Raw genomic sequence first — 233 nt, forward strand, 5'->3', positions numbered from 1 at the left:
CGGGTCGCCAATCCAGCCAATGAAACAGGCTGCCAGGGTCTTCCAGGTGCCAAGCAATTTCATTGATGAGCGAGTCATGCTCCGGCTCAGGCAGGCAGCTCTCCCAGGCAAACCAGGCTTCTAGCAGGCGCTTGGGCGTCGCATAAAAACGGCACAGGCAGCTGCGCAGGGCGCTGGCGTGCTCCATAAGCGGCGCTTGCTCAAACAAGCCGCTATCGAGGGCCATATGCAGG

General features: G+C 60.5%; 1 protein-coding gene. It reads right to left on the bottom strand.

Annotated features, from left to right (window positions below; all coding sequences use genetic code 11):
• Positions 1-233, bottom strand: a 233-nt coding sequence (locus R0J88_RS23790; RefSeq protein WP_410901427.1) for a hypothetical protein, incomplete at both ends; no start/stop codon positions are given.

This window comes from Pseudoalteromonas sp. SIMBA_162, assembly GCF_046535955.1.
GTDB lineage: Bacteria > Pseudomonadota > Gammaproteobacteria > Enterobacterales > Alteromonadaceae > Pseudoalteromonas > Pseudoalteromonas marina.